Source organism: Lactobacillus sp. HMSC08B12 (genome assembly GCF_001808415.1).
GTDB lineage: Bacteria > Bacillota > Bacilli > Lactobacillales > Lactobacillaceae > Lactobacillus > Lactobacillus delbrueckii.
The window spans coordinates 1,229-1,869 of record NZ_KV793222.1 but is presented as its reverse complement, the minus strand read 5'-3'; the positions used below and the strand labels follow the sequence as shown (position 1 = coordinate 1,869).

The following is a 641-nucleotide window of genomic DNA, read 5'->3' as shown; positions in this document are numbered from 1 at the left end:
AACGATGTCGAAGTTGCCGGCAGTTGACCGGGACAGACGGGTCTTGAACGGCAGGTTTTGCGCGCTGACGCTGACCTTGTCGCCAAAGGTTGATTCGAAGTTAGACTGCAGAGCTTCAGTGGTCTTGTTGCCGGCGTCAGTGTCATCAGACAGGATCTTGAAGCTGAACTTGCTTACGCCCAGTTCCTTCAAGCCCTTGTTCATGTACTTAACGGCTTCCTTCTTGTTCGGGTTAGCCGGGTACAGGCTTTCAGCTGAGCTTGGGATCAGCTTGGTGTAGTCTTCCCCGTTGACGTTGGTCAATTGGGTTGGAGTCAAAGTGTCGGCTGGCTGGTTGTTGCCGCCCAGAGTGGTGGTCAGGCCCTTCCGGTTGACAGCCAGTGACAGGGCCTTGCGGACGTTAGCATTAGCCAGGTACTTGTTCTTGGCAATGTTGAATTGCAGGTAGAAGGTAGCACCTTGGTTAAGTTCGGTGTAGCCCTTTTGGTTCTTCAATTGCTTGGTTTGTGAAGAGTCCAAAGCAGTCGCGTCCAGCTTGTTTGACTGGTAGAGGTTGTAGGCAGTTGATGGAGTCTTTTGAACAGTCCACTTGATGGTGTCGAGCTTGACGCTCTTCTTGTCCCAGTAGTATGGGTTCTTGA

General features: G+C 52.0%; 1 protein-coding gene. It reads right to left on the bottom strand.

The window, feature by feature from the left end; genetic code table 11:
* The coding region (locus HMPREF3168_RS10865; protein WP_246825719.1) for an ABC transporter substrate-binding protein at positions 1-641 on the bottom strand (641 nt) is incomplete at both ends.